1 protein-coding gene is annotated in these 616 nt (G+C 72.6%); it reads left to right on the top strand.

Annotation, left to right across the window (positions count from 1 at the left end; genetic code table 11):
• Positions 1-190: hypothetical protein (locus tag MKK50_RS15060; protein ID WP_499023488.1), on the top strand; the 190-nt coding region annotated here is incomplete at its 5' end.
• Positions 191-616: the final 426 nt, after the last annotated feature.

Raw genomic sequence — 616 nt, 5'->3', positions numbered from 1 at the left:
GGTCCGGGCAAGAGCCCGGATCATGGTCGCGCGCTATGGCGGCCCGGCCTACTGGCTGGCCCGGGATCGGGCTCGGGCCGCGCGCGGCGCGGATGCGGCCCGGGATCGGTTCTGGGGGAAAGTGGCCGTCGAGATCGCCCGGCTCGACGGTCGGGTGATCGGACTCGGGACCGGCGAACGCTGGCGCTAGGGCCCGGCCCCGCAAGAGGATCGGCGCGCCCCTCGTTCGAGAAGCGCAATGCGACAACGCGAAACGTAAGGCCGCCACCCACCAGCGCGACATCCTCGAACGGCTCGGCGCCATACCCTGTCATCGAGGCGATCTCGGCGCCGGCGTGCATGCCGTAGGTGTCAGGCCGCCCTCGCCGCGGCGGCCAGCCCCAGGCGGCCTGCACGCCGGGGCCGGGTCCGCCTCGATGACAGGGTATGGCGCCGAGCCGTTCGATGATGTCGCGCTGGTGGGTGGCGGCCTTACGTTTCGCGTTGTCGCATTGCGCGTCTCGAACGAGGGGCGCGCCGATCCTCTTGCGGGGCCGGGCCCTAGCGCCAGCGTTCGCCGGTCCCGAGTCCGATCACCCGACCGTCGAGCCGGGCGATCTCGACGGCCACTTTCCCC

This window comes from Methylobacterium sp. J-043, assembly GCF_022829505.1.
In the GTDB taxonomy this organism is placed as follows: domain Bacteria; phylum Pseudomonadota; class Alphaproteobacteria; order Rhizobiales; family Beijerinckiaceae; genus Methylobacterium; species Methylobacterium extorquens_A.
This window is presented reverse-complemented; position numbering and strand designations above follow the sequence as displayed.